The organism is Methanoregula sp. (assembly GCF_002835825.1).
In the GTDB taxonomy this organism is placed as follows: Archaea; Halobacteriota; Methanomicrobia; order Methanomicrobiales; family Methanospirillaceae; genus Methanoregula.
The window spans coordinates 1-1,386 of sequence record NZ_PIZH01000546.1 but is presented as its reverse complement, the minus strand read 5'-3'; the positions used below and the strand labels follow the sequence as shown (position 1 = coordinate 1,386).

The 1,386-nt window shown below is 56.8% G+C and carries 2 protein-coding genes; both read left to right on the top strand.

The annotated features are described in order from the left end of the window. Positions 1-519: type II secretion system F family protein (locus tag CW742_RS13170; RefSeq protein WP_292421120.1), on the top strand; the 519-nt coding region annotated here is incomplete at its 5' end. Between the two features lie 10 nt (positions 520-529). Further along, positions 530-1,386: type II secretion system F family protein (locus tag CW742_RS13165; protein ID WP_292421118.1), on the top strand; the 857-nt coding region annotated here is incomplete at its 3' end.

The window sequence follows — 1,386 nt, the reverse complement described above, 5'->3', positions numbered from 1 at the left end:
TTCATGTCCATCCTTGCAAGTTCCGGTGCAACGCCGCTCGAGATCATCCGGCGGCTCTCGCGCGAGGACTATGGCCAGATCTCAAACGAGTTCCGCAAAGTGCTCTTCCGCGTGGATATCCTGGGAGAAGATCTTGTGACGGCCATGAACGGCCTTGTCCACAACACGCCTTCCGATCTCTTCCGGGACATCTGCGTGGACATGACCAACATCATCTATGGTGGCGGCGGACTCAAGTCGTACCTGGAGACCAAGAGCAAGGAGCTGATGGCGATCCGCCGGCACACCTACAAAGAGTTCGTGGAGTCGCTCGCAATCTTTGGCGAAGGGTATCTTGGCGGGGTCGTGATGACGCTGACCCTTGCGATCCTCGGGATTGTCATCTCCGGCGCGCTCGGGATAGAGCTGGGGCCGTTCGAGCCAAAGGATGTCTTCATGTTCCTCATCTATCTCATCATCCCGCTCATCAACATCGTCTTTTTGCAGATGCTGTCGGTGAAGTATTCGACAACCCCGTGAGATGCAAAAAATGGAAGACAACCGCAGTTTCATTGCCAAAAAAAGAGAGGAGGCCGGTGATCTCTGGGAGCGGATCCACATCCTGTACAACCCGCCCCGGGAGATCTTCACCGTACTCATCCCGGTGCTCATCGCGCTCCTGCTGGTGGCCGGCGCAGCGTTGTCGGGAATTCCGATCAAGGGGATCGAGAAGGGCCAGGCCGGAGAGAGCGATAAGCTGAAGGCCTACCAGGAACTGATGGCCCAGATGAATGCCGAAGATGGAGGTGACGTATCCGATACAGGTTCGGGAGATCCGGTGAAAAAATCGGATGGGGAAAAGGGGCCCGGACCGACGATGGGTCTTGACGAGGTGATCGCCTTTGCCGTCATCATCGCCATCACCCCGTACGCCATCGACATCACCCTCCAGAAGCGCAGAACCCGGAGAAAAGAAGAGCTCTACACCGAGTTTCTCTTCAAGCTCTCCGAGCTGATGCGGGGCGGGCTCGATCCTATCAAATCGGTCAAGGAGTTGTCGAAGACCGATATGGGGATTCTCTCACCCAATATCCGGATCGCCTCGACCTCGATGGTGTACGGGAAGTCGTTCGAGGACTCGATGAAGGCGATGGCAAAGACCCTGCACTCCGAGCTGATTACCCGGTACACCACGCTCGTGGTCCAGGCTTCGTATGCCGGAGGATCGGTCGCCGACCTCATCCTGAAAGCATCGGAGGACATGCGCAGCATCATCGGTATCGAGCGGGAGAAGGAGGGAAACCTCTCCCAGTACGTGATGATCTTCTACTTTGCGCAGGGGATCATCTTCTTCATCATCCTTACCCTGACCACGAGCCTGCTGCCGTTCATCGATCAGCTGGGGCC